General features: G+C 45.6%; 2 protein-coding genes and 1 pseudogene. All 3 read left to right on the forward strand.

What is annotated here, in order from left to right; all coding sequences use genetic code 11:
* The first annotated feature begins 174 nt into the window (after nt 1–174).
* Entirely contained in the window at nt 175–702 is a 528-nt protein-coding gene (locus tag AC1DUA_RS34390) for a DUF1572 family protein (RefSeq protein WP_477504012.1), read from the forward strand.
* Nucleotides 703–787: 85 nt separating this feature from the next.
* Complete coding sequence (locus AC1DUA_RS34395; RefSeq protein WP_477504013.1) at nt 788–1,588, forward strand: carbon-nitrogen family hydrolase; 801 nt, start codon at nt 788–790, stop codon at nt 1,586–1,588.
* 365 nt (nt 1,589–1,953) lie between these two features.
* Nucleotides 1,954–2,282, forward strand: a pseudogene (locus AC1DUA_RS34400) (glycine--tRNA ligase); the annotation flags it as partial.

Genomic DNA, 2,282 nt, shown 5'->3' on the forward strand with positions numbered 1-2,282 from the left:
TTTGAAGATAGTGTAGTCACGTCTTTAATTCACACTCCGGAGGTCGGGATTTTAAATAATAACCTAAATGTAACATGATTAGTCTTTTTTTCATAGTGATGAAAAAAAACGATTTTACAATGCTCTAGCCTTGTCATACAGTTAGTTCAAAAGCAGTGGAAGGTGATGAGAGCCATGTCTGACCAATCACAAGTTGCTCAAGTTTTTTTGCAGGAGTCGATTCGAGCTTTTGAAAGTATGAAGAAACTGGCGGATCAAGCATTTGCGCAAGCTGCGGACGAGCATTTTTATCAAACCTTAGATGAAGAGTCGAACTCTCTGGAAGTGTTGATCAAACACATGCATGGGAATATGTTATCCCGTTGGGTCGATTTTCTGACAACGGACGGGGAAAAGGATTCGCGGGAGCGCGATAAGGAATTTGAAAGCAGCCGTCACTCGCGGGAGGAGCTTATTTCTTTGTGGGAAGATGGGTGGAAAGCGTTGTTTGAAGCGCTACACTCGCTTACTTCAGAGGATCTTCTTCGCATCATTCGCATTCGCGGGCAAGAGCTTACTGTCATTCAAGGCATTCAGCGTCAGGTGTCTCATTATGGCTATCATGTGGGACAAATTGTGCTCCTGAGCAAACACTGGGCCAGCCAAAGTTGGAAAACACTCAGTATTGCAAGAGGACAATCGAAAGCTTTCAGGCCATCTTAAGTCCGCACTTGGGTTCAAAACGATTTTCGATTATGATGGATAGCATAAATGACTATTATTGCCCTCTGGAAGGAGTATTTACAGCATGTCAGAATCCAAACAGCTTCATGTGGCACTCATTCAAATGGATATCACGATCGGTGAGCCAGATACGAACTTTACACGATTGGAGAAACTTCTCCAAGATGCCGTACAAAATAATCCCAAACCGGATGTCATTGTTTTTCCTGAGATGTGGAATACCGGCTACGCCTTAACTGAGATTCAGCAGCTTGCAGATGTGAATGGGGAACGGACTAAAGCGCTCTTGAGCGGTTTTGCCAAAGCGAACGATGTGAATATTATTGGCGGCTCGATTGCCGATAAAAAGGAAGACCGTGTGCTGAACACGATTTATGCGTTCGATCGCGAAGGAATGGAAATTGCGGAATATTCCAAGATTCATTTATTCCGCTTAATGGACGAAGAAAAGTTTCTGCACAGCGGTGACCAGCTTGGCCGATTTGAGCTCCAAGGCGTACCGGCTGGCGCAATGATTTGCTACGATATTCGCTTCCCGGAGCTGGCGCGCAAATTAGCGCTGGATGGAGCTAGAATCTTATTCGTACCTGCAGAGTGGCCGCATCCGCGATTGCATCACTGGCGTACGCTGCTCATGGCTAGAGCGATTGAGAATCAGATGTACGTCGTTTCTTGCAACCGTGTCGGAACGAGCGGTACAACGAGCTTCTTTGGGCATTCCATGGTTATTGACCCTTGGGGCGAAGTGCTTGTGGAAGGCGACGAAAGCGAAGCCATTTTGCATGCAACCATTGATCTTGAGGAAGTTGTGCGTGTAAGGGCTAAAATCCCAGTTTTTGAKGACCGCCGTCCGCATTTGTATTAATTTTTTTTGAATTAGGCTGTAGGTATTTGATTTTTTGTCGGTTTTTCTGTAAACTAAAGCCAATTGAATGATCAATTGCGGCAGTGAGGGATGAATAGTACTTGAACAACTTCTTGTTCAGCGAGCTGGGGACGGTGAGAGCCCAGACAGAAGCTCAAGGAAAAGGCTATCCGGAGCCGATACGATAAAGGGGATACATGGCTTTTACAGGTGTATCAACTAGGGTGGAACCGCGGGTGCGTAAGGCTCTCGTCCCTAGGCATGATTTGATGCCTTTGGATGTGGAGCTTTTTTTGCGTGCTCATATCCAAACGGACGTCTTAGGGCTTAGCCCCATTATGATAAGCTGAAGGAGCGAATGAACAATGAGTGTTACGATGGATCAAGTTGTCGCATTAGCAAAGCACAGAGGTTTTGTTTTCCCAGGTTCCGAAATTTATGGCGGTTTGGCCAACACATGGGATTACGGTCCGTTAGGTGTTGAATTGAAGAATAATATCAAACGTGCTTGGTGGAAAAAATTCGTTCAGGAATCCCCGTACAACGTGGGTCTTGACGCTGCCATCCTGATGAACCCACAGGCTTGGGTAGCTTCAGGTCACGTAGGTAATTTCAACGATCCAATGATCGATTGCAAAAACTGTAAAGCACGTCACCGTGCGGATAAGCTGATTGAGAATAAGCTAGCTGAAAA

The organism is Paenibacillus sp. 01T422 (genome assembly GCF_056398785.1).

Coding starts and splice junctions, on each gene's coding strand:
- AC1DUA_RS34390 (WP_477504012.1), top strand. CDS start 175: ATGTCTGACCAATCACAAGTTGCTCAAGTTTTTTTGCAGGAGTCGATT.